This is a genomic window from Xanthomonas sp. NCPPB 2632 (genome assembly GCF_041228075.2).
Taxonomy (GTDB): Bacteria; Pseudomonadota; Gammaproteobacteria; order Xanthomonadales; family Rhodanobacteraceae; genus Luteibacter.
Window position 1 is genome coordinate 3,138,751 of the sequence record NZ_CM192979.1, and the last position, 24,260, is coordinate 3,163,010.

Here is a 24,260-nt window from a genome sequence, read left to right on the forward strand (position 1 = left end):
TCAAACAACAGCGAGGGGCGGTGAACCGCCCCTCGCCCGACGGTTAGTCGGCCTTGTTCATCTGCTCCTTGAGGAGCGCACCGAGCTTGGTGGTACCGCCTGCGGCCGAGGCGTAATCGGCCATGGCGTCAGCCACGTCCTCTTCGTCCTTGGCGCGGATCGACAGCTGGAGCTGACGGCCCTTGCGGTCCATGCCGGTGAACTTCGCCTCGATGGCATCGCCGACCTTGAGGTGCGTCGTGGCGTCTTCCACGCGCTCCTTGGCGATGTCGTTGGCACGGATGTAGCCCTCGACGCCTTCGCCGAGGTCGATGATCGCACCCTTGGCGTCCACTTCGCGGACGGTGCCGGTCAGGATCGTGCCGCGCGGATTCGTGGCCATGAACTGACCGAACGGATCCTGCTCCATCTGCTTGATGCCGAGGGAGATGCGCTCACGCTCCGGATCGACCGCCAGAACCACGGCTTCGACTTCGTCGCCCTTCTTGAAGTTGCGGACGAGGTCTTCACCCGAGGCCTGCCACGAGATGTCGGACAGGTGGACGAGACCGTCGATGCCGCCGTCCAGACCGATGAAGATACCGAAATCGGTGATCGACTTGATCTGGCCGGACACCTTGTCGCCCTTCTTGTGCATGGCGGCGAAGGCTTCCCACGGGTTCGAGCGGGTCTGCTTGATACCGAGGGAGATACGACGACGCTCCTCGTCGACGTCCAGGACCATGACTTCCGTCTCGTCACCGACCTGAACCACCTTGGCCGGGTTGACGTTCTTGTTGGTCCAGTCCATCTCGGACACGTGCACCAGGCCTTCGACGCCCGGCTCGATCTCGACGAAGCAGCCGTAATCGGTGACGTTGGAGACCTTGCCGAACAGGCGGCTGCCGACCGGGTAGCGGCGTGCGATGGCGACCCACGGGTCGTCGCCGAGCTGCTTGAGGCCGAGCGACACGCGGTTGCGCTCGCGGTCGTACTTGAGGACGCGGACGTCGAGTTCGTCGCCGACGTTGACCACTTCCGACGGGTGACGCACGCGCTTCCACGCCATGTCGGTGATGTGCAGCAGGCCGTCGATGCCGCCGAGGTCGACGAATGCGCCGTAATCGGTGAGGTTCTTGACCACACCCTTCACGACCGCACCTTCCGTCAGGCGCTCGAGCAGCTTCTCGCGCTCTTCCGAGAACTCCGTCTCGACAACCGCGCGGCGGCTGACGACAACGTTGTTGCGCTTGCGGTCGAGCTTGATGATCTTGAACTCGAGGTCCTTGCCCTCGAGGTAGACCGGATCACGGACCGGACGCACGTCGACCAGGGAACCGGGCAGGAATGCACGGACGTCCTTGATGTCGACGGTGAAGCCGCCCTTGACCTTGCCGGAGATCTTGCCGGTGATGGTCTCTTCCTTGTCGAACGCCTGCTCGAGGTCGTCCCACACCATCGAACGCTTGGCCTTCTCACGGGAGAGCTTGGTCTCGCCGAAGCCGTCTTCGAGCGCATCGAGCGCGACCTTAACTTCGTCGCCCACTTCCACTTCGAGCGCGCCGTTCTCGTCCTTGAACTGCTCGATCGGGACGATGCCTTCGCTCTTCAGGCCGGCGTTGATCACCACCACGTCGTTGCGGATTTCCACAACGATACCCGTGACGATGGAGCCGGGCTTCAGCTTCGAAATGGCCTGCTGGCTCTGTTCAAACAGTTCGGCAAAACTTTCAGTCATCTTGATTCCAGGGTTATGAAAGGTCGTACCCGGCGCCTGCGTCACTTCTATGTACGCCCGCGGACAGGGGACCCACCGGTTGTGGGCGCTGGAAGGCCTTTGTGAGGCCGCTCCGCACCGTTGCCATTGCCCCGTGCACACTGCACGGGAATTGTGCCGTGACGCGCCCTTACGGACGCACCACCGCGAATACGTTTGCCACCACCGTGTCGATCGGCATGCCGGTGGTATCGATGACCACAGCGCCTTCGGCGGGCTTCAACGGGGCGACCAGCCGCGACGCGTCCCGCTCGTCGCGCGCCTCGATCTCACGTTGAAGAACGGCAAGTGTAACGCTCAGGCCCTTATCCTTCAACTGCTTATAGCGCCTTTTCGCCCGTTCGGCGGCGCTGGCGGTCAGGAAGACCTTGTGCCCGGCATCCGGAAAAATCACCGTACCCATGTCGCGACCGTCGGCCACCAGCCCCGGCGCCTTGCGAAAGCCATGCTGCAGGTCCAGCAAGGCCTGGCGGACGCTGGGGATCACCGCGATGGCCGACGCCGCGGCGCCCGCCGTCTCGGTGCGCAGCTCGTCCGTGGCATCGTGCCCGTTGACCAGGATGTGCGTCTCATCGCCCGCGGGACTGGGCTTGAAGCGGATCTTGACGGTCTGCGCGCAGCGGGTGACCGCGTCCACGTCGGACAGGTCGATACCCGCCTCGCCCGCCGCGTAGCCCACGGCGCGGTACAAGGCACCGGAGTCCAGCAGGTGCCAGCCGAGCTTTTCGGCCACCCGCCGGCTGATGGTGCCCTTGCCGGAGCCGGAGGGGCCGTCGATGGTGAGGACCGGAGCGGCAGCCGATGCGGGCATGGGGGAATCCTCGTTCGCCAAACCGGCATGATATCGCGTCGGCGCGCGGCCGTCGGCGCATGGACGCATCGGCCGCGCCATGCTACAAGGCGCCGAACGATCCACCGGGGCCTCTTCCCATGTCCGACGACCTCCAGAGCCAGTTCGAGCAGGCCTACCTGGACATCACCCGTCTGGGGACGCGGCCCGACAACCACACGCTGCTGCGCATCTATGCCCTGTACAAGCAGGCGACCCAGGGCGATGCCACCGGGCCGAAACCCGGTTTCTTCGACTTTGTGGGGACGGCCAAGCATGAGGCCTGGTCGCGGTTGGCGGGGCTGTCGCGTGAGCAGGCTATGCGCGATTACGTGGCGTTGGTTCGGTCGTTGGAGGTGGGGTGATGTGGGGCTGGCTCGCCTGCGGCGTCGCGTTGGGCCTTGGAGCCCTGGCGCCTTGGAGCAAGAGCCGGCGGGCGCCACCCTCGCGGCCACGCCTGCGGCGACCCGTCAATGAAGGGCCGCTCCGCGGCCGTTTATCTATTCCCCTTCGGGGCGGGTCGGGCTTCGCACAGGGGTTCTCGACTCGACATCCTGTCTCGCGAGAACGGCCGGCCGTCCTGGCCGGCCCCCTTCGGGCCTGATCTGTGCGAATCCCTCGCCTGCGGCTACCGGCCACGAGGGTGGCACCCGCCGGCTCTTTCGACGACTGAGGTGGCGTGTGGTGAAAGCACAGAGCGGGGTTTCGCTTCGTGGCTGGGAACGCTCGCTTGCCTGTTGCGTACGGCATCAGCCGCCTTAGGTGTGTTGAGGGTTCGCGCACATGCGTGCGCTTGTGTCTTTTCGATGGGGTAGATTCGAAGTCGAGAGCGGAGTGTGGCAGGCCGATTGTGCGCGGTGCCTTGAGCACGTGTAGGAGCCCGGGCCGCCACACTCCCTTCTTTCCACCAAGCCCGAACAGTTGCCCGAGTTAACGGCTCGAACATCACAAGCGTGGGCCCGTGGAAAGTGCTCTCTATCCCGCCCTAGCTGGAACGAGACGATGACTTTTTACCTCGGTATCGACGTCAGCAGCAAGACGCTTGACGTGGCTTTCTTCCGTGCCGGTGAACAAACCGGCGCCTGTGAGCAGTTCGACAACAGCCCAGCCGGTGCGAAGAAACTGCTTCGCGTCATGGCCAGGCTGGACGTGCAACACGTGGTCCTGGAGGCCACCGGTGGCTACGAGAACCTGATTCTGGATGCCATCGCCCAGATCTATACGGTGACCCGGATTGCCTCGCATCGTGGCACCGCTTTCGTGCGTAGCCTGGGCAAGTTTGCCAAGACCGACAAGGCCGACGCCAGGGCCTTGGCCCACATGGCCCAGACCATCACGCCGCAGCCCTATAAGCCGCCAACGCCGGCGCAACGCCATCTGCGCGGCCTGGTGAAGGGCCGGGATCAGTTGATCCGGCAGCGCGACGACAACCGCCGCCGGATCAAACGGTGCGAGTCGATGGTCGTCCAAGGGGCGCTAGAGCGGGTAGGCGCCCTGCTGACCGCGGAGATCAAGGCACTCGAAGGGCTCATGGCGGAAGCCGCCAAAGCCGCCGATGCGCCGCTTGCTGAGCAACTGCTCCAGGTGCCTGGCCTGGGCAAGATCGCCGTCGCCACGCTGCTGGCCTTCCTACCGGAGCTGGGCCAACGCGGCAATCGGCAGATCAGCGCGCTGGTCGGCGTCGCGCCGTACACCAAGCAGAGCGGGCGGCGGGACGGCCCCCGCCAGATCATGGCCGGCCGGCCCTTCGTGCGGCGCATCCTTTACATGGCCGCACTCGCCGCCATCCGCAGCACCCAGTCACCTCTGAGAGCCCACTATCAGGCCCTTAAAGCGCGAGGCAAGCCTCCGAAGGTGGCCATCGTGGCCTGCATGCGCAAACTGCTCATCACCCTCAACGCCATGGCCCGCGATCAGACTCAATGGCACGGCACGGTAGAGGCCTGAAAAAGACAGTTGCTCCTACACAGCCGGCGGATTAGGCGTTGGGCATGCCACAACCTGCCTACCCTTGGGGGTAGGAGCGCACGATGTGCGCGAACAGCCAACAAAGCGCTGACGCCGTACCCCGACCCCTGCTCGCCCAACGCCACGCGCTGCTCGCCCAACACGCAGCCTCAGTTTGAGGAAGAGCCGGCGGGTAGCCCCCTCGGTGCCGGTAGCCGCAGGCGAGGGATTCGAACGGAAAAAGCCCGAAGGGGGCCGGCCAGGACGGCCGGCCGTTTCCGCTGAGACAGGAGGTCGAATCGGAAACCTCCGTTCGAAGCCCGACCCGGCCCGTAGGGCAATAAGAAAACGGCCGCGGAGCGGCCCTTCCCTAGCGGGTCGCCGCAGGCGTGGCACCGAGGGGGCTACCCGCCGGCTCTTGCTCCACGGCCCAAGGCCCAACGCGATGCCGAAGGCGAGCCCACCCCTGGCTCCTTCAACCTAACCCCCAACAGCCTGCCAAACAGCCACCGGCAAGCCATCGAACACCCGCTCTAGGCCGACGCGACCGCCATCCAACTCCGCACCTGAGAAAACGCTCACCCAGCGACCCTCAGGCAGGGCCACCGACGTACCCTTCCAGCAATCGTCGGCAATGACCGGCGTGTCCTGCCCCGCGACCCACTCCGCCGTATGCCGTGCCACGGCCACGAACAGCCGCTGCCCCCGGTACTCGCGCGTGAAACCGATCGCGTGGTCGCTGGCCGGCCCTTCGGCTGTCAGCGGGCGGTAGTCGCCGCGGGCGAACAGCTCGGGGTGCGCGCGGCGGGCGTCGAGCAGGCGGGCGATGACGGCCTGCTTCACCGTGCCGTCGCGCCAGTGCTCCAGCGCGTCGCGGGGCGATTTCCCCTGCGCGAGGGACGTGACTCGCGCAGGGAAATCCACGGGCCGGCGGTTGTCCGGGTCGACCAGGCTGAAATCCCAGTAATCGCTGCCCTGGTACAGATCGGGCACGCCGGGCGTCGTGATGCGTAACACCGTCTGGGCCAGGCCGTTGGCGGCACCCGGCGTGGCGATGTAGTTCGCGAACGCGGCGAACTCCGCCGCCACCTCGCTGGACAGGATGGTGCGCAGGAAATCCTCGCAGGCATCTTCGTAGGGCTCGTTGGGCGAGGTCCAGCGCGACCAGCGCTTGGCTTCGCGCAGGGCCTTGCGCTGCCACGCCGCGATACGCGAGGCGAAGCGTTCCACGCCTTCGGTGTCGTCGGGGGCGAGGTTCATTGGCCAGGCGCCCACCAGCATCTGGTAAAGCATCAGTTCGTCGCCGGCAGCCGGCGCCATGCGACCCTCGGCGCGCTGGCGGAAATCCGCATGGCGAACACGCCACCGCTCGGCCGTGACCACCCAGCGCTCGGCTACCTCGGACAGCACGGCCAGGCGGGCGCGCAGGTCTTCGCCGCGCTTGTGGTCGTGGGTCGCCGTGGCCAGCAGGTTGTACGGAATGGTCTGCATCCTGGCGGCGCAGCGCGCATGGAAATCGTCGACCGACATAGCCAGGCGACCGGCGTCCACGCCTACTTCGTTGCGCGAGAGAAGACGGCCGTAACGGTAACCCGCCGTATCCTCCACGGCCTTGGCCGCCACCGGCGACGTGGCCTGCTGGAACACCGCCATCGCGCGCTCGCGCGCCCGGCGCACCGGGCCCGGGGGAAGCGAGCGTGGCGCCTCGCCGCCCAGCCATGACGACACCAGGATCAGCAGGTCGCCGTCCTCGGTGCGCAGGGTGCGCGAGGCCCCTTCGACGGCACGGGCGAAGAAGGCTTCGTCGATCTCGTCCCGGCCCATGCCGCCGGCATAGGTGCGGTACACGGGGAAATGGACCAGCAGTTCGACGAGGACGCGACGCACCGCGGCCAGCGACACGTCGCGCGTGGCGACATCGGCACGCGCCGCGGCGAACAGGGCGCGCGCGGTACGGTCCAGTTCGGATTCGAAACTGTCGACCAGGATCTGCCTGCGTGCCCGCACCGACTGCGTCCCGAAATCCGCCGACTCACCGGTCAGCTTGCGCCACAACTCGGTCAACGGGGCCTCGCCACGCTGGCAGTGCAGCACCGCCGAGACCTGGTCCATGAACTCGTAGCCGGTGGTGCCGTCGGTGCGCCAGTCGAGGCGCAGGCCTTCGTCCTCGGCCAGGATCTTCTCGACCACGATGTATGCGCCGCCTTGCGGTGCCGACGCCGGGCGCTGCGGTCGTAGCTTGTCCAGGCGATGCCGCAGCTGCCGGCAATAACGGCGCGGATCGGCCAGGCCGTCGACGTGGTCGCAGCGCACGCCGTCGACCAGGCCTTCGGCGTACAGGCGAAAGATGGTCTTGTGCGTGTCCTCGAACACCGCGGTGCGCTCGATGCGCAAGCCGACCAGTTCGTTGACGTCGAAGAACCGGCGGTAGTTGACCATGTCACTGGCCAGCTTCCAGAAAGCCAGCCGATAGTGCTGTTTTTCGATCAGCGCGTGTAGCCGCTGCCGCCCTTCGTCGGTCGAGGGATCGTGCGCGGCCGCCGCGTCGTCGCCCAGGCCCGCCACCGATGTCGGCGACAGCGGCAGGCGATCGTCGTACACGCCGAGCATCCAGGTATCACCGCGGCGGACCAGGCGAAGGTCACCGGCACGCAGTGTTTCGTCGTAGCCGGCGCCGAGCATCGGCAACAGAAGGCGTCCGCGGAGCAAGGGGTCGGGCGTGGTCCACTCGATATCGAAGTAACCTGCGTAACGGCTTTCGCGGCCATGCCGCAGCACGTCCATCCACCAGCCGTTCTCGCTGCCGACACCCATGTGATTGGGCACGATGTCGACCACCAGGCCCATGCCGTGTTCGCGCAAGGCGGCGACGAGACGGCGTAGCGCGTCTTCGCCACCGATTTCCGGATTCACCTCGTGGCAGTCGACCACGTCGTAACCGTGCGTCGAGCCGGCACGCGCGCGCAGGATGGGCGAGGCGTAGAGATGGCTCACCCCGAGGCTGGCGTAATAAGGGACGACCGGCACGGCATCGTCGAGTGTAAAGCCCGCATGGAATTGCAGGCGGGCAAGGGCGCGCGGTGGGCTCATGTACGGTTCCGGGTCTGGTCGATCGCCGCGCAGACGGCATGGGCGATGGGGCCGTCGAAAAGTCGTGCCGACGAATCGGGCATGCGTCGCCGCCAGTTCGGGTGGATGGCATCGGTCGGACCGGGCAGATTGGGCTGCTCGTGCAGGCCGAGCACGTCCTCCACCGGGAAGATCGCCAGCGGTGCGGGTGCCTGCGCGACGTGGCGCGCCGCAGCGACCACGACCGGCGAGATGTCTTCGAGCCCCGGCGGGGCATCCTCGTTCCAGGCCGAACCGGAAGCGCACATCGCACGCCAGAGCGCATTGCGCTCGCCCGCACGCTGGGCCACCTCGTCCACGGCGGGATCGTCCAGCCCCGTACGCTTGCGCCACTCCACGTCGCGCCCGCTCCACCAGCCGGCCACGGTGGGGATATCGTGCGTACTGGTGGTGGCCATGGCGTTATCGGACCATTCGCGCGGCGAGACGAAACCGCCGTCCTCGGCGCGCTCGAACCACAGCACACGGATACCCAGCACGCCCTTGTCGGCGATCGCATGACGGAAGTCGGCCGGCACGGTGCCCAGGTCCTCACCGATCACGATGGCGCGATGCAGGTGCGACTCGAGCGCGATCAGGCGCAGCATATCGGTCAGCGGGTAACGCAGGTAGGCGCCTTCGGTGGCACCGGCGCCGTGCGGCACCAGCCACAAGCGCTTCAACCCGAGCACGTGATCGATGCGTACACCGCCGGCATGTGCCAGCGCGGCGCGCAGCATGCCGATGAAGCCGCGGAACCCCGTCTCGCGCAGGCCACGGGGCGAGAACGTGGTGAGGCCCCAGTCCTGACCGAGACGATTCAACGCATCCGGCGGTGCGCCGACGGACAGGCCGCCGAGCATTTCCGCCTGGTGCGCCCAGGCGTGGCTGCCGCCCGAGTCCGCGCCCACCGCCAGGTCGGCGACGAGTCCGATGGCCATGCCGGCATCGCGGGCGGCCTTCTGCGCGCCCTCCAGGCCCTGCGCGGCCAGCCATTGCAGCCAGGCATGAAAGGCCACCTCGCGACCATGCTCGTTGACGAACGAGGTGACCTCGCGCGACGAGGGATCGTGGTACTCCTTCGGCCAGCCCTGCCAGCCGCCCGGGCGACCGTGCGCGGTGAAATGGCCGTGCAACGCCTCGAAGCGCGCGTGCCGCTCCAGCGGCTCGCCCTGCTCCCGACGAAACGCCATGAAACGGTCCGAGTGCGCCAGATCCACGGATGCCCATTCGAACAACGAGCGGAATACCGTCATCCGCGCGCGGGCGGCACGCGGCCAGTCGATCAACTCGAGCCATTCCAGTTCGGCCAGTTCCTGGCGCAGGTTGTGCGTATCGATCACGGCACGCACCGTCTGCTCGCCGCTGGTGCGCACGGGATCGACATAGAGGCCGTTGAGGAACAGACGGCTGGACGGCGCGTAAGGACTGTAACGCTCCGGTGCCGCGGCAAACAGCGCGTGCAGCGGGCTGATCGCCAGGGCATCCGCGCCCTTCTCCGCCGCGGCCCGGGCGCAGAGTTCCAGCGCGGTGAAGTCACCGATGCCGCCGTCGCCGGGACGACGCAGCGCGGCCATCTGCACGGCCATGCCCCAGGGCCGGCGGACGCTGGCGATATCGCCGATGCCGAAGCCACGGGGCGGTGCGACGGCAAGGGTGATCTCGTCTTCGCCCAGCATCAGGGTGTAATAGCCGGGCATGGCGGGTGCGGCGATGTCGGCCGCGCCCGAAGGCAGCTCGCCCTCCGCGACCCGGCCACCCTCCCCGTCCAGCAGCTTCCATACGCGCCCGCGGGGCAAGGGCGGAATAGCCACCCGGTCGCCCGCGTCGGCGGTGATCATGCGCGGCGGTCGGCGACCCGTGCGCTCCTGCTCCAGCAGGCGCAGGCTGGCTTCGACATCGTCGCCGTTATCGGCCGGCAAGCCCACGGCGCGGAGCACGGCGCGCAGGGTGGCATCGGGCGTCGTCTTCGGCCGGCCCAGCGCATCGCGCCAGTCGACATCGATACCGGCCTGTCCGGCGAGCAGCGCAAGACGATCGTCGAGGGGGACGTTCACGGATCAGGACTCCAGGCAGGCGACGGTGCGACGGGCCGGAACGGACCCACGCGAAACGGAAGCGACATCCGCGGCATCGCCGTGCAGCCATGCCGCGGACGGCGATGGTGGCTGCTGGATCGTGATGTCGGTGTCGCCGAAGTTGACGTACTGGGTAAGGGTGGCCGTACCCAGTTTCCAGGCGACACGGAACGCCCGGTCGCCCAGCGCTTCGGCACCGGCCGCGGTCGCTTCGCCGATGTACGGGGCGACGTGTCGGTTGCGCTGCGCGATCAGTTCCCTGACCCGCTGCCGGCGCGCTTCGCCGATGTCTTCATCGCGAACGGGAATGGATGCGGTGAACGTGTCGTACACGTTGGGGTCGGGAATGTCCTCACCCGCGAAGCTGGTGAACGCCTCGAACTCCCGGCGGCGGCCATCGCGCACGGCGATGCGCAGATCGTCGTCCTGGAAGTCGGTGAAGAACAGGAACGGCGTGCGGCTGGCCCATTCCTCGCCCATGAAGAGCATCGGCACGAAGGGCGCCAACAGCAGCAGGGCCAGGGCCGCGTCCAGCGTTTCCGCGTTCACCAGCGTGGTCAGGCGATCGCCGAACGCGCGGTTGCCCACCTGGTCGTGGTTTTGCAGGAAGTTGACGAAGCGGCTCGGCGGCAGGTGGGCACTGGATTCGCCCCGGCGCTTTCCCCCCATGGCCTCGCCCTGGAAGACGAAGCCTTCCTGAAGGCTGCGCAGCAGCTTGGGCAAGGCCGGATGGTAATGCTGGTAGTAGCCCTCGCTTTCGTCGGTGAGCAGCGCATGCAAGGCGTTGTGGAAATCGTCGTTCCACTGCGCATCGAAACGCCCCCGCCCCAGCAGGCTGGCCTGGTTGGCCTCGTTTTCCAGCACCAGGTGCACGTGCCGCTCCGGTCCCACGGCGGCGTGCACCCGGGCGGCCAGCGAGGCGAGCCAGCCGGGGTTGCCGATGGCATGCACGGCGTCGAAGCGCAGCCCGTCGAAGCGGAACTCCTCGACCCAGTACAAGGCGTTATGTACGAAGAAATCGCCGACCTGCGGCGTAGCGACGCCGATGGCGGCGCCCCACGGCGTGTGCACCGATTCGTCGAAGAACGCCGAGGCATAGGCGCCGAGATAGTTGCCGTCGGGGCCGAAGTGGTTGTAGACCACGTCGAGGAACACCATGACACCCAGCCCGTGCGCCGTGTCGATCAGCGACTTCAGGTCGTCCGGCGAACCATAGGCATCGGCAGGCGCATAGGGCAGCACGCCGTCGTAGCCCCAGTTGCGCTCGCCGGGAAATTGGCCGATCGGCATCAGCTCGATCGCGGTGATCCCGAGCGAAGCCAGGTGCGGCAGCATCATCTCCACGCCATGGAACCCACCCAGCGCGCCGACGTGTACTTCATACAGGATGGTCTCGTGCCAGGGCCTGCCTTGCCACTCGGTGTGTCGCCAGGTGAAAGCGTGTGGATCGACCACCATGCTGTAGCCATGCACGTCGCCGCCGCGCTGGCGGCGCGACGCCGGGTCCGGTACGGCCGTGCCGTCGGCCAGGCGGAACCGGTACCCGGTGCCCGCTTCCGCGGGGCATACGCATTCGAACCAGCCGTCGTCCAGCGCGCGCATGGTCGATGTGTGCCCCGTATCGCATTCGATCGAGACGCTCTCGGCATCGGGCGCCCATAGCCGGAATCGCACACTGTCCTCGCCGATGCGTTGCGCGCCGTAGGGCATGGCGTGTGCGTAGTGGGTCGTCATGCCGGCTCCGTCTTCACGGTTGCCGCCAGCAGCACCACGCTCCTGCCCTCCACCTGTATCGTCGGTTCGGTCCAAGGTAGCTCCGGCGCCAGGGGCGCGGCAGTGTTACAGCGCAGCCGCCAGTGGGCGGCGGGCTGCGGCAATTGAAAGAGGTGCGTTTCCGCCGTGGCATTGACCAGGATCAATGTCACGTCGGCACGTTTTTCGGCATGCACCTGGGCACGTCGCAACGCCAGGAGGCGCCCCTCCGTGTAGCCCCAGGTATCCAGGGTCATTTCCGCGCCGCTCTCGTCGAACCAGGCGACTTCGCGCATGCCCGGTGCCACCTCGGTGTCGCCACGGAGGAAGTGCGCGGCGCGCAGCGTGGGGTGCTGCTCGCGCAGGCGGACCAGCCGCGCAACGAACTCGGTCAGCTCGCGCCCCCCATCGGACGTGGCCAGCTTCCAGTCATACCATGACAGCTCGGTATCCTGGCAATAGGCGTTGTTGTTGCCGTGCTGGGTACGACCGAATTCGTCGCCACCCAGCAGCATGGGCGTGCCGTGCGAGAAGAACAGCGTGGCCAGCATGGCCCGCTTCTGCCGGTCACGCTGCAGGCGGATGGCCGGATCCTCGGTGGGACCCTCGACACCGTGGTTGAAGCTCTCGTTGTCGTTGCCGCCGTCGCGGTTGTCTTCCCCATTGGCGTCGTTGTGCTTGTCGTTGTAGCTGACCAGATCCTGCAGCGTGAACCCGTCGTGGGCGGTGATGAAGTTGACCGACGCCCACGGCTTGCGTTTCTGGTGGTCGAAAAGTTCGCCAGAGGCCTGCAGACGACCGGCCAGTGCGCCGCGCATGTTGGAATCGCCCTTCCAGAACCGGCGGATATCGTCGCGGAACTGACCGTTCCACTCGGCGAAACCCGGCGGATGGTTGCCCAGCTGGTAGCCGCCGGGACCGATGTCCCAGGGCTCGGAGATCAGCTTGACGTTGGCCAGCACCGGGTCCTGGCGCATCGCGTCGAACAGGCCGCAGCAGGGGTCGAAACCGTGCTCCTCGCGGCCCAGGCTCACGCCGAGATCGAAGCGGAAACCGTCCACGTGGAAGGTTTGTACCCAGTAACGCAGGGAATCCATGACCAGCTGGAGCACGCGCGGGTGGGCGGTGTTCACCGTGTTGCCGGTGCCCGTGTCGTTGATGCAGTATCGGGGGTTGTCCGGCATCAGGCGGTAGTAGCTCTTGTTGTCCAGCCCGCGGAACGACATGGTGGTGCCCAGCTCGCTGCCCTCGCAGGTGTGGTTGTAGACCACGTCCAGGATGACTTCGATGCCGGCGGCATGCAGCGCCTGCACGGCGGCGCGAATTTCGTTCAGGGCACCCTCGGCGAGATAGGCGGGCTCCGGTGCGAAGAACGCCAGGGTGTTGTAGCCCCAGTAGTTGCGCAGCTTCATCTCGGCCAGGCGACGATCCTGCAGGAACGCATGCACGGGAAGCAGTTCCACCGCGGTGATGCCCAGCTTGACCAGGTAATCGATGACATAGGGATCAGCCAGCGCGATGAAGGTGCCCCGCTCGTGCGGGCGGATACGATGCAGCATCCGCGTGATGCCCTTCAGGTGGGTCTCGTAGATGATCGTCTCGTTCCATGGGGTGTGCGGACGATTGTTGTGGGTCCAGTGCATCGGCTCGTCGACGACCACGGCCTTGGGCATGGCCGCGGCGCTGTCACGCCGGTCGAACGACAGGTCCGCGCGCGGCGACGCCACCCGGTAGCCGTGCAGCGCATCGGACCAGCGCACCTGCCCGTGCAGCAGGCGCGCATAGGGGTCCAGCAGCAGCTTGTTGGGATTGAAGCGGTGCCCCTCTTCCGGCGCGTACGGGCCGTGCGCGCGAAAACCGTAAAGGGTGCCGCCACGCACGCGTGGGAGGTACCCGTGGAAGACCTCGTCGGTGCACTCGGGAAGATCGTAGCGGGCAATCTCGCGCTTGCCGGAAGGATCGAAAAGGCAGAGTTCGATGCGTTCCGCATGGGCGGAAAACACCGCAAAGTTCGTGCCCATGCCGTCGCACGTGGCACCCAGGGGGTGCGACGTGCCGGACTGCATGCGCTCGGGAAGTGCAGGCATCGTATTCCTCGTCAGTCGGCCACGAAGATGACCGTGGACAGCGGCGGCAGGCTCGCCACCAGCGAATGGTCGAAGCCGTGCGCGGGTATGGCTTCGGCGTGCCGCGCACCCTCGTTACCGACGCCCGAGCCGCCGTAGTCGACGGCATCGGAATTGAAGGCCTCGCGCCAGCGCCCGCCTTCGGGCACGCCGAGGCGGAAGCCATGCCGCGGCGTCGGCGTCATGTTACTCACCACCAGGGCCGGGCGGCCACCCTCGGCAAAGCGCAGCCAGGCGAAGACGCTCTGGCCGGCATCGTCGCCGACCACCCAGCGGAAGCCGCGCGGATCGGTGTCCCACGCATGCAGGGCCGGCGTGGCGGCGTACAGGTGGTTGAGGTCGCGGACGGTCTTCTGCACGCCCAGGTGCAACGGCGAATCCAGCAGTTCCCAGGCGATCTGGGCATCGTGGTTCCACTCGTGCGGCTGGGCGATTTCCGCGCCCGTGAACAGCAGCTTCTTGCCCGGATGCGCCCACATGAAACCGTAGTACGCGCGCAGGTTGGCGAAACGCTGCCATTCGTCGCCCGGCATGCGACCGAGCAACGAGCGCTTCCCGTGAACCACCTCATCGTGCGAAAGCGGCAGCACGAACTTCTCGGAGTACGCATAGACCATGCTGAAGGTCATCTCGCCATGGTGGTACTGGCGATACAGCGGGTCGCGCGACATGTATTCCAGCGAGTCGTGCATCCAGCCCATGTTCCACTTGAAGTCGAAACCGAGGCCGCCCTGCTCCACCGGCTGCGTCACGCCCGGCCAGGCCGTGGATTCCTCGGCGATGGTCATGCAGTCGGGGTGGCGCTCGGCCACGAGCTGGTTGACCCGGCGCAGGAAGGCGATGGATTCCAGGTTCTCGCGACCACCGTACTGGTTGGGCACCCACTCGCCATGCTTGCGCGAGTAATCGCGGTACAGCATGGAAGCCACCGCATCCACGCGCAGGCCGTCGATATGGAAGCGCTCCAGCCAGGCCAGTGCGCTGGCGACCAGGTACGCCGACACCTCGTTGCGCCCCAGGTTGTAGATCAGCGTGTTCCAGTCCTGATGGAAGCCCTCGCGCGGGTCGGCATGCTCATACAGCGGCGTACCGTCGAAATGGGCAAGGCCATGGATATCGGTGGGGAAATGGGCGGGCACCCAGTCCACGATGACGCCCACCCCGGCTTCGTGGCAGCGATCCACGAAACGGGCGAAGGCTTCCGGCGTACCGAAACGCGACGCCGGCGCGAACTGGCCCAGCGGCTGGTAGCCCCACGATCCGCCGAACGGGTGCTCCGATACCGGCAGCAGTTCGATATGACTGAAACCCATGCCGGCCACGTAGGGAATCAGGCGTTCGCCCAACTCGTCCCACTGCAGTTCGCGTCCGTCCTCGCCGCGCAGCCAGGAGCCGGCGTGCACTTCGTAGATCGACAGCGGCGACCCGGCGTGATGCATCGCACCGCGTCGGCGCAGCCACTCGTCGTCGGTCCAGCGGAAGGCGGTGGGGTCGGCGACGATCGACGCCGTGGACGGCGGCAGTTCGGCGGACAAGGCCACCGGGTCCGCACGCTGCAACACCGAGCCGTCGGCGCCCCAGATCTCGTACTTGTAGCGCGCGCCGGGCAACAGGCCCGGCACGAACAACTCCCACACACCGGCCGGCACGCGCTTGCGCATCGGCAACCGACGACCATCCCAGCTGTTGAAATCACCCACGACGCTGACCCGCTGCGCGTTCGGCGCCCATACCGCGAAGCGCACGCCGGTCACGCCGTCGATGGTCATGGGATGCGCGCCGAGGCAGAGGAACAGCTCGGTATGCGTGCCCGCGGAGAGCCGCGCCAGGTCGTCGTCGCCCAGCAGGTTGCCGAAGCGATAGGCGTCGTCGATCTCCTGCGTGGCGGACGGCCAGTGGATGCGCAGTCGATACGCCGCCTCGCTGTCCGGGAAACCGGCAAACAGGCCACCGTCATGCACGCGCAGCAGCTGACCCAGCGCGCGACCGTCGGCGTCGATCAGCTCGACGGCCTGCGCACCCGGTTGCAGCGTGCGCACCACGCGGCGCCCGTCCACGGTGTGCGCGCCGAGCAGCGCGAAGGGGTCGCCATGCCGCCCGTCGACGAGCGCGTCCACGGCGGCGGTATCGTTCAGGCCATAGGTACGGGGATCGGTCACGTCGCATCCTTCAGTTCGTTGGACATGTCGCCGCGGGCGGCATGGAGCAGTCCACGCACCGGCACGTCGACCCAGCCAGGTCGGTTCGCGGCTTCATAGTTCACTTCGTAGGCAGCCTTCTCGATGACGTAGAGCTCCACGATGGGCGCGAGGGCATCGGACTCCACCCAGCGCACGGGGGCCGCGTCGAGCACGCGACGGTACGCCTCGAGGAACGTGCGCGACGAACGCTCACGGAACCGGGCGAGATAATCGACGAAGCCTTCGTCCTCGACCGGAGCCAGCCCATCCTCGCCGCGGCGTGCCATGGCGGCGGCATAGTCCAGCGAGCGCAGGAAGCCGGCCACATCGCGTAGCGGCGAGCCCTTGGCCCGACGCTCATCCAGCGTGCGGGCCGGCTCGCCTTCGAAGTCGATGATGTAGGCATCGTCCTGCACCACCAGGATCTGACCGAGGTGGAAATCGCCATGCACACGCGTCTTCAACGAGGAAACGCCGGCACTCGCCAGCTTGCCGACCCGCGCGTCGAGAACGCCGGCCACGCCGCGGAGGGATGCGATATCCGAAGACGCCGGCTCGGCCACATCCTTGAGCTGATCGATCGAGGCCATGGCCCGGGCGATCTGCGCGCGGATGCTGTCCTGCACCGCCTTGACGTCCGCGTCGCCGGCTCGCTCGGGCGAAAACGCCGACACGTCGGACGGCTGCGCCAACAGCGCGTGCAATTCACCCAGGCGCGTGCCCACCGCCGTGGCGAAGGCATCGTATCCGCCATCGATTTCCGTCTGGCGCGCCACATCCTCCGAATGGCTGTATTCGTCGTAGCTGCGACGCAGGTAATCGAGCGTCCAGCGCCACGCATCGCCCTGGTTACGCAGGAAACCCTGTAGCACGGCGAGCGTGGTGCGTTCGCCGCCTTCCTGGATGCGCACCACCTCGCCCAGCAGCGGCGACGTGTTGGCGTAGCCCCGCTCGGTCAGGTAACGGCCCATCTCCACTTCCGGGTTGATACCCACGGCGGTGCGGCGGAACAGCTTCACCACGCCGGCGTCGTGCATGATCATGGAACTGTTGGACTGCTCGGCGGACAACCAGCGGCTGGGGATCTCGGCATCGAAATGCACGCCGGCGAACGCATCCGTGGTCTCGAAACGCACCACCCCGCCGTTGACCGGCAGCTCGGTGCTCTGGCGCAGGCCGATCAGCAGGCCGGAGGCAAAGGCATCCAGGGTGAAGCCATCGGTAAGCAGGCCGATGCGGCGGCCACGACGCACGCGCGCCAATGCCAGTTGCTGCGCGCGTGCCGTGGGATTTTCGTCCTCCCAGACGATACCGGCCGGCAGGCTGTACTGCTCGACGCCGCCATCGGCCAGGCTGACCTCCACCTCGGTAAAGATCAGGTCGTCGCCATGGTCGGGCCAGGGCACCGCGTAGAGAATCCGGGCACTGGCGATGCCACGGTCCTTCGAGGCGAACCAGCGACGCACGCCGAGGTAGCCCGGCAACACCTGGGTTTCGATCACGCCACGATGGTGGGCCATGACCGGACCTTCGATGAGCGCACCACGCACCACCAGCGTCTCGTAATCCGGCAACGGCTCGGCCGGCACCTCGTGCCAGTCGGGCATCTGCGCATTCGCGCAGATCTGGAACGCGTAGAAACCGTACGGCGGCAGGGTCAGCAGGTAAGGCAGCTGCCCGATCGGCGGGAACGACGAACCGCCCATGATCTCGATCGGCACCTGGCCGTCGAAGGCGGCCACGTCCAGTTCCACGGCCTGCAGCGAGCGCGACATGTTGGCCACGCACAACAGATGCTCGCCCTCGAACTCGCGCAGGTAGGCCAATACCTTGCGGTTGCCCGGGTAGAGGAACTTGAGCGTGCCGCGACCGAACGCCTTGTAGCGCTTGCGCACGGCCAGCATGCGCCGCGTCCAGTTCAGCAGGGAATGCGGATCGCGCCCCTGCGCCTCGACGTTGATCGCCTGGTATCCGTACAGCGGATCCATGATGGGCGGCAGCACCAGGCTGGCCGGATCGGCACGCGAGAAACCGCCGTTGCGGTCCACGGACCACTGCATCGGCGTACGTACGCCATCACGGTCGCCCAGGTGGATGTTGTCACCCATGCCGATCTCGTCGCCGTAGTAGAGCACCGGCGTGCCGGGCATCGACAGCAGCAATGCGTTCATCAGTTCGATACGCCGGCGATCGCGCTCCAGCAGCGGCGCAAGGCGGCGACGGATGCCCAGGTTGATGCGGGCGCGGCGATCGGCGGCGTAGGTCTGCCACAGGTAATCGCGCTCGTTGTCGGTCACCATCTCGAGCGTCAGCTCGTCGTGGTTGCGCAGGAAGATCGCCCACTGGCAGTTCTCCGGGATGGCCGGGGTCTGCCGCATGATGTCGGTGATCGGGAAGCGGTCCTCTCGGGCGATCGCCATGTACATGCGCGGCATCAGCGGGAAGTGGAACGCCATGTGGCATTCGTCGCCGTTGCCGAAGTAATCCTGTGTGTCTTCCGGCCACTGGTTGGCCTCGGCCAGCAGCATGCGGTCGGGGTAGTGCTGGTCGATCTCCGCACGCATCAGCTTGAGGATGTCGTGGGTCTCGGGCAGGTTCTCGTTGTTGGTACCCTCGCGCTCGATGAGATAAGGCACCGCGTCCAGGCGCAGGCCGTCCACGCCCAGGTCGAGCCAGAACCGCATCACATCGAGCACGGCCTTGATCACCGCCGGGTTGTCGAAATTCAGGTCCGGCTGGTGTGAGAAGAAGCGATGCCAGAAGTACTGGCCGGCCACCGGGTCCCAGGTCCAGTTCGACTTTTCGGTGTCGAGGAAGATGATACGCGTGCCGTCATAGGCCTGGTCGGTATCGGACCAGACGTAGAAGTTGCGCGCGGCCGAACCCTTCTTGGCCAGGCGCGCGCGCTGGAACCACGGATGCTGGTCGGAGGTGTGGTTGATGACCAGCTCGGTGATGACGCGCAGGCCGCGTCGGTGCGCCTCGGCGATGAACCGCTTGGCGTCGGCCAGCTTGCCGTAGTCCGGGTGCACGGATTTGTATTCGGCGATGTCGTAGCCGTCGTCACGCCGCGGGCTGGGATAGAACGGCAGCAGCCACAGCGTGTTGACGCCAAGCTCGGCGATGTAGTCCAGCTTCTGGATCAGGCCCTCGAAATCGCCCACGCCATCGTCGTTCGCATCGAAATACGACTTCAGGTGCACCTGATAGATGATCGCGTCCTTGTACCAGAGCGGATCGTTCGAAAAATCGGGCGCGCTCGCCTGCTTCTTGCCTTTGGCACGTGTAGCCATGGATCAGACTCCCGGAAGACGGACATGCCATATGGCGTAAGGCTGGCCGAGGCCGAGCCATACGTTCTGCTGGGCACCGCGCCACGCGATGGGCTGGTTATGAAGGAGGTCGTGCACGTCCAGCGCGGCATCCGGGGCAAGGCCCCAGTCGTCCAGCGGCAGCGTGAGGTCGGAGGACTGGGCGTTGTGCGGGTCCAGGCTGATGGCGACCAGCACCAGATCGTTCTGCGAGCGCTTTTCGAAGAACAGCACCTGGTCGCTCCCGGACGACAGGAAGCGCACGCCGAGGTGCGATTGCAGCGCGGGATGGGCGCGGCGGATATGGTTGAGCTGGGTGATCTCCGCCACGATGTTGCCGGGCGCGTCGAAGTCGCGCACGCGCACCTCGAACTTCTCGGAGTCAAGGTACTCTTCCTTGCCCGGCAAGGGGGCGGCCTCGCAGATCTCGAAGCCGGAATACATGCCCCACAGGCCGGACAGTGTCGTCGCCAGTGCCGCCCGGATCAGGAAGCCCGGCCGCCCCGAGGTCTGCAGGAAGTACGGGTTGATATCCGGCGTATTGACGAAGAAATTCGGGCGGAAGAAATCCTTCGGCGCGGTGGTGGTCAGCTCGGTCAGGTAGTCGATGAACTCCTGCTTGGAGTGACGCCAGGTGAAATAGGTGTACGACTGGCTGAAGCCGACCTTGGCCAGGCGGTACATCGGCTTGGGCCGGGTGAAGGCCTCCGACAGGAACAGGGCGTCCGGATACTTCGCGCGCACCCGCCCGATCATCCATTCCCAGAACGGGAACGGCTTGGTATGCGGGTTGTCCACGCGGAACGTGCGCACGCCTTCGGCGGCCCAGAACAGCACGGCATCGCACAGCGCCTGCCACAGCGAGGGGATGGCACCGTCCGCATAGAAATCGACGTTGACGATGTCCTGGTATTTCTTGGGCGGGTTTTCCGCGTACTTGATGCTGCCGTCCGGGCGCCAGTCGAACCATTCCGGATGCTCCTTCAGCCACGGATGGTCCTGCGAACACTGGATGGCGAAGTCCAGCGCCAACTCCAGGCCGTGCTCATGGGCGGCGTCGCGCAGTGCGCGGAAATCGTCCATCGTGCCCAATTGCGGATGCACCGCCGTGTGGCCGCCGTCCGGCGAACCGATGGCGTACGGGCTGCCGGGATCGTCCGGGCCCGGCGTCAGCGTGTTGTTGGGCCCTTTGCGAAAGGCCTTGCCGATCGGATGGATCGGCGGGAAATACAGCACGTCGAAGCCCATGTCGCGGATGGCCGGCAGCCGCGCGATCGTGTTGCGGAACGTGCCGTGTTTCGCCTTGTCGTCGGTCATCGACCGCGGGAACAATTCGTACCAGCTGGCAAAACCGGCCTCGCGACGATCCACTTCCAGCGTGAACGTTTCGGTGGCGGACGAGCGAGCGCGCGGATCGGTGGCCATCATCAGGGCGACGGTGGCCTCGTCCAGCAACGACGCAAGACGTTGTTCGTCGTCGGCCTTCGCCAGCGATGCCGCCAGGCTGCGCAGCGCCTTGGCCTTCGGGCCCGCGGCGTCCTTCGCCCGGGCCTCGACCATCAGGCGGCCCTCTTCCAGTTCCAGGCCCAGCGGTACGCCCGCGGCATGCTTGACCTCGATTTCATGGTGGTAGCTGGCGAAGCGATCGTGCCATGCCTCCACCTGGAACTCGTAGCGCCCTACCCGCGTCGGCACGAAGCTGGCTGCATGGATATCGTTATTGACCGGCTGCATGACGATCTCGCGCCAGGCGCGTTCGTCCTGGGCGCGATAGCGAAGCCGTGCGGCCAGCACCTCATGCCCATCCATGAAAATGTCGGCGGTGACGTCCACAGGCTGACCGACCACGCGCTTGGCCGGGAAGCGCCCTGCATCCACGACCGGCTGCACGTTCTCGATCATGACGCGATCGGCACGCGATGCCGCCTGTAGCCATTCTTTCTGCACGCTGCTTCCCAGTTTGCGTTTCGCCGGAACAGCCGGCTGTCCTGTCAGCGTCAGGACGCCGCCCGGTGCCAGCACCAGGCTGTCGCCCTGGTCGAACACCTTGCGCCCTTCCGCCGAGGTCCACGGGGCGAAGTGCGTTGCCGCACCTACCAGTCCCTGCGCCGCGGTGACTACGGCGTCCCGATCCAGCGAGGCGTTGACCAGCGTAAGGGTCGCGCCGGGCGCGGTCCTCGGATCGGGACCATGCACCGTGAGGAACGACGCGACGCCATGACCGACGGCGACGAACGGTGCCGACGGCACCTCCTCGCGCACGGCCACATTCGCGGCGCGCACGGTATCGCTCACGTCGAGGATCGCACCCTGCGCAAGCGATGCCGGCGTGACCGGCTGGCCACGACGCGGGTCGAGGCGGTCGTGCTGGGCGAACTCGAAACCCATCGGCATCATCCAGCCGCCCGGGGACGTGGCGGCGAAGGCGATCGCACGCTGGTGCGCGTGTTCCAGCTGGTTGTGCTCACCCATCTGCTCGCCGAAACGCGGACCGAACGGTTCTTCCACGCAGGCCAGGACCGGTGCCACCGCGGCAAGGCGCGCGGCCTCGTCCGCGAACCACGGCGCCCTGAAATCCCACCAGTTGGCGGACGACACCACCGCGTCGAATCCCGCACCGGCCAGCGCCGCGAGATCCTCGGGCGCCAGGCCGGGCGTCCAGGCGAGAAACGCCGCGTCCGCGGCATCGGTATGCGTACCACGCACGGCCTCGATCAGCGGCTTCCAGCGTTCGGCACGCAGGCGTTGCGGGTGCACCACGCGAAAACCCTCGACGCCGGCGGCGGTCCAGCGATGCATGCGGTCGACCCACCACTGCGTGGCCGCCTCGGCCACGTCGGGATCGTTGAAACGCCAGCGCACGCTGTCACTTTCGGCCGGCGTCCAGCGCGGGTCCGGCGTGCCGTGCTGGGCGGCCACGGCGCGGAACCAATCGGGATGCGCCTGGCGTACCGGCGCATCCGAGGACACCTCATCCAGTGACAGGTCCAGCCACAACTCCATGCGATGATTGCGACACGCCTTGGCGATCTGGGCCAGCCGGTCGGTGGCCTCGCCCTCGTCGGAAACCGACGTGTTAAGACGATCGAAATCCCGTGTAACGAAAACGTCACCGGTATCGGAAGCATCGAAGGGCGGCGCTATCAGCAACTGGCGGAAGCCGAGCGAGGCGGCATGCTCGATCCATGCGTTCCAGGCGGTCAGCGGACCTGCCAGCAATGGATGCAGGTAGTAAATTCGGAAGGGGGCACGCGTACTTGCAGGCATGTGACTCGTGTTCCTCGAAGGGTAATCACAAGCATGCCGGGCATCATGTGTGCATCGTGCCAATCCCGGACATGCCAAGACCTTCACAGTGACGCACAGGGGTGTTGCGGAAGCGTGAACAGGTATCGTGGATTTGTACGCGTGGTTCAGGCCCCGACATCGCGCATGAGCGCTGCGACGGCCTGCTCGTCGTCACCCTGTCTCTGCGCCAGCAAGGCGGCGGCACCAAGGCGATCGGCCTCCGTGCGGTTCTGGCCGAGCTTCCATTTTCCTTCTATCCGGGCGATGGGGATGCGGATGCCCACGATGCCGCGATACATGGCGGCGAGATAGTCGTCGGGGGCATCCCCGACCCGCCAGGGTGTGGGCTGGGCGGCATCGTGCTCGGCCTGGGCCGTCAGCCGCTCGAGCAGGTCGCGCAGCGACTCAGGGTCGGTGAACGTATGCGCCGGGCCGTAGGCATGGACGGCGATGTAGTTCCAGGTGGGCACCTCTCGATGGTGCTTGGCCTTGCCCGGATAACCGTTGGGCGAGATATAGGCGTGCGGCCCGGCGAAGATCGACAGGACCTCGCCCTCGCTGCGGTTTACGTGGTCGTTGCCTCTGGCCACATGGCAATACAGCGTACCCAGAGGACCTTCGTCGGGGGCCAGTACGAAGGGAACATGACTGGCCTCGATGCCACCCTGCCCCGCGGTGACCAGCGTGCCGAAGGCGATACGTCGGATGGCCCCGTGCAGGATGTGCGGCCGGTCTTCGACGAACGCCTTCGGGGTATACATGTCAGTGCCCGAACTTGATCTCTTCGCCTTCGTGGCCGCGGTCCCAGCCGCGCAGTTCGTCGCGGATGTGCGCGATGCGCTGACGCCCGAGGGCATTGCGTTCCTCGTCCAGCACCAGGCCGTCGAGCAGTTCGCCCAGGCGCTGCACCGTAGGCAGCATGGCGTCCCAGGCATCCAGGGCGGGCACCGGACCCGGCAGCGCCATGAAGAACGACAGGCCGGACGTCTGCAACGTGGCGATGCGTGCCATGTCGAAATTGCCCGGCTTGGTCAGGTTGGCCACGCTGAAGATCGGCCCCTGTTCGGGATGGCCGTCCACGAGGCGGTGATAGATGCCCATGTCGCCGAATTCGAGGCCGGCCTTCTCGGCGGCGACGATCAGGTCGGAACCGTTGAACCGGCTGCCCTCCCGGGCCACCACGTAGAGGCTGACAATGCGCTCCACGGGCGCGTTCGGCGGGCGGCGACCGAGATCGGAGCGCGGCGGGGTGCGCGGCGGAGCCGGTGCCGGCAAAGGCGCTTGCGGGCGAGGCGGCACCGGTGAGGGCGCAGCGGTGGACGCGTGCGTACCGCGCGGGTCGTCCAGGTCGAACGGCAGGTCGAGGTCCAGGCGCGGCTCGACACGCTGCGATTCATGGCGCGACGGCTCCTGGCGCGGCGACGCCGGACGCGGCGGCTCGGCACGATGGGCATCGCGAGCCGCGAGGTCGTCGGCCAGGGGTGCCGCGGAGGCGGTACGCTCGCCGGCCAGCGAGGCGCCCAGACGCTCCAGTTCCGCGCGCAGGTCCACATCCAGCTCGGTGTGCCGCGGACGCGGATTGAACAGCGGATCGTTGGCGTCGCCTGCCACCTCGTGCGCGGCGTCACGCGCACTGAAAGAGGCGTGGTCCCGATCGTCGAACTCGTCGTCCTCGGCAACCTCCTCGCCATCGTTGAACACCGGCTCGCGGCGTTCGCGGGCACGCCCGGGCTGCTCGGGCACCGGCTTGCGACGGCCCTGCTCCTTGCGTGGCTGGCCGAAGAGCCAGAGCAGCACCATCACGACGATGCCGACGAAGAGCATCGGGATGCCCACGGCAGGGTTCCAGGCGAGGCCGATGGCGGGATTCATGGTTCGATTTCCT

The 24,260-nt window shown here is 66.8% G+C and carries 13 protein-coding genes; 2 read left to right on the top strand and 11 right to left on the bottom strand.

Annotation, left to right across the window (positions count from 1 at the left end; all coding sequences use genetic code 11):
• Positions 1-43 precede the first annotated feature (43 nt).
• Positions 44-1,717: a 30S ribosomal protein S1 gene (gene rpsA / locus AB8808_RS13395; RefSeq protein ID WP_036140785.1), complete on the bottom strand. Its 1,674-nt coding sequence runs from the start codon at positions 1,715-1,717 to the stop codon at positions 44-46.
• A gap of 169 nt (positions 1,718-1,886) precedes the next feature.
• Positions 1,887-2,567, bottom strand: a complete 681-nt coding sequence (gene cmk / locus AB8808_RS13400) for a (d)CMP kinase (RefSeq protein WP_369930121.1) — start codon at positions 2,565-2,567, stop codon at positions 1,887-1,889.
• A gap of 119 nt (positions 2,568-2,686) precedes the next feature.
• Here cmk and AB8808_RS13405 point away from each other — a divergent pair, with 119 nt between their 5' ends.
• Entirely contained in the window at positions 2,687-2,950 is a 264-nt protein-coding gene (locus tag AB8808_RS13405) for an acyl-CoA-binding protein (protein WP_369930123.1), read from the top strand.
• A 637-nt stretch (positions 2,951-3,587) separates the two neighbouring features.
• Positions 3,588-4,532, top strand: a complete 945-nt coding sequence (locus AB8808_RS13410) for an IS110 family RNA-guided transposase (RefSeq protein ID WP_369925716.1) — start codon at positions 3,588-3,590, stop codon at positions 4,530-4,532.
• A gap of 480 nt (positions 4,533-5,012) precedes the next feature.
• On the opposite strand, the gene treY is transcribed toward AB8808_RS13410, so the two are convergent.
• The 9 genes from treY to zipA all read right to left on the bottom strand — a co-directional run bounded on the left by treY (position 5,013) and on the right by zipA (position 24,247).
• Complete coding sequence (treY, locus tag AB8808_RS13415; RefSeq protein WP_369930125.1) at positions 5,013-7,622, bottom strand: malto-oligosyltrehalose synthase; 2,610 nt, start codon at positions 7,620-7,622, stop codon at positions 5,013-5,015.
• Positions 7,619-9,697: a 4-alpha-glucanotransferase gene (gene malQ, locus AB8808_RS13420; protein ID WP_369930128.1), complete on the bottom strand. Its 2,079-nt coding sequence runs from the start codon at positions 9,695-9,697 to the stop codon at positions 7,619-7,621. The genes treY and malQ overlap by 4 nt, the downstream gene beginning before the upstream one ends.
• Positions 9,698-9,700: 3 nt before the next feature.
• Positions 9,701-11,452: a malto-oligosyltrehalose trehalohydrolase gene (treZ, locus tag AB8808_RS13425; RefSeq protein ID WP_369930130.1), complete on the bottom strand. Its 1,752-nt coding sequence runs from the start codon at positions 11,450-11,452 to the stop codon at positions 9,701-9,703.
• Positions 11,449-13,557: a glycogen debranching protein GlgX gene (glgX, locus tag AB8808_RS13430; protein WP_369930132.1), complete on the bottom strand. Its 2,109-nt coding sequence runs from the start codon at positions 13,555-13,557 to the stop codon at positions 11,449-11,451. The genes treZ and glgX overlap by 4 nt, the downstream gene beginning before the upstream one ends.
• Positions 13,558-13,568: 11 nt before the next feature.
• Positions 13,569-15,755, bottom strand: a complete 2,187-nt coding sequence (gene glgB, locus AB8808_RS13435; RefSeq protein ID WP_369930134.1) for a 1,4-alpha-glucan branching protein GlgB — start codon at positions 15,753-15,755, stop codon at positions 13,569-13,571.
• Complete coding sequence (gene treS, locus AB8808_RS13440; protein ID WP_369930136.1) at positions 15,752-19,069, bottom strand: maltose alpha-D-glucosyltransferase; 3,318 nt, start codon at positions 19,067-19,069, stop codon at positions 15,752-15,754. Before treS ends, glgB begins: the two co-directional genes overlap by 4 nt.
• A gap of 3 nt (positions 19,070-19,072) precedes the next feature.
• Positions 19,073-22,354, bottom strand: coding sequence for a maltotransferase domain-containing protein (locus tag AB8808_RS13445; protein WP_369930138.1), 3,282 nt, complete (start codon positions 22,352-22,354; stop codon positions 19,073-19,075).
• 146 nt (positions 22,355-22,500) lie between these two features.
• Positions 22,501-23,136, bottom strand: coding sequence for an FMN-binding negative transcriptional regulator (locus AB8808_RS13450; RefSeq protein ID WP_369930140.1), 636 nt, complete (start codon positions 23,134-23,136; stop codon positions 22,501-22,503).
• Position 23,137: 1 nt separating this feature from the next.
• Positions 23,138-24,247, bottom strand: coding sequence for a cell division protein ZipA (zipA, locus tag AB8808_RS13455; RefSeq protein ID WP_369930142.1), 1,110 nt, complete (start codon positions 24,245-24,247; stop codon positions 23,138-23,140).
• Positions 24,248-24,260: the final 13 nt, after the last annotated feature.

Excerpts from the sequence above, each read along its gene's own strand:
- rpsA (WP_036140785.1), bottom strand. The coding sequence starts at position 1,717 with ATGACTGAAAGTTTTGCCGAACTGTTTGAACAGAGCCAGCAGGCCATT.
- cmk (WP_369930121.1), bottom strand. The coding sequence starts at position 2,567 with ATGCCCGCATCGGCTGCCGCTCCGGTCCTCACCATCGACGGCCCCTCC.
- AB8808_RS13405 (WP_369930123.1), top strand. The coding sequence starts at position 2,687 with ATGTCCGACGACCTCCAGAGCCAGTTCGAGCAGGCCTACCTGGACATC.
- AB8808_RS13410 (WP_369925716.1), top strand. The coding sequence starts at position 3,588 with ATGACTTTTTACCTCGGTATCGACGTCAGCAGCAAGACGCTTGACGTG.
- treY (WP_369930125.1), bottom strand. The coding sequence starts at position 7,622 with ATGAGCCCACCGCGCGCCCTTGCCCGCCTGCAATTCCATGCGGGCTTT.
- treZ (WP_369930130.1), bottom strand. The coding sequence starts at position 11,452 with ATGACGACCCACTACGCACACGCCATGCCCTACGGCGCGCAACGCATC.
- glgX (WP_369930132.1), bottom strand. The coding sequence starts at position 13,557 with ATGCCTGCACTTCCCGAGCGCATGCAGTCCGGCACGTCGCACCCCCTG.
- treS (WP_369930136.1), bottom strand. The coding sequence starts at position 19,069 with ATGGCTACACGTGCCAAAGGCAAGAAGCAGGCGAGCGCGCCCGATTTT.
- AB8808_RS13445 (WP_369930138.1), bottom strand. The coding sequence starts at position 22,354 with ATGCCTGCAAGTACGCGTGCCCCCTTCCGAATTTACTACCTGCATCCA.
- AB8808_RS13450 (WP_369930140.1), bottom strand. The coding sequence starts at position 23,136 with ATGTATACCCCGAAGGCGTTCGTCGAAGACCGGCCGCACATCCTGCAC.
- zipA (WP_369930142.1), bottom strand. The coding sequence starts at position 24,247 with ATGAATCCCGCCATCGGCCTCGCCTGGAACCCTGCCGTGGGCATCCCG.